General features: G+C 52.8%; 1 pseudogene. It reads left to right on the top strand.

The window, feature by feature from the left end:
- Nucleotides 1–13: 13 nt before the first annotated feature.
- A pseudogene (locus tag AC0IXA_RS28255) lies at nucleotides 14–231 on the top strand (molecular chaperone HtpG); the annotation flags it as partial.

Here is a 231-nt window from a genome sequence, read left to right on the forward strand (position 1 = left end):
TTCCATCTACTATATCACTGGTGAGAGCAAAGAGCAAGTGGCCAACTCTGCCTTTGTGGAGCGAGTGCGGAAGCGGGGCTTCGAGGTGGTGTATATGACTGAGCCTATTGACGAGTACTGCGTGCAGCAGCTCAAGGAGTTTGATGGGAAGAGCCTGGTCTCAGTGACTAAGGAGGGCCTGGAGCTACCAGAGGACGAGGAAGAGAAGAAGAAAATGGAGGAGAGCAAGGA

The sequence above is a fragment of the Pseudomonas sp. AC083 genome (assembly GCF_979253165.1).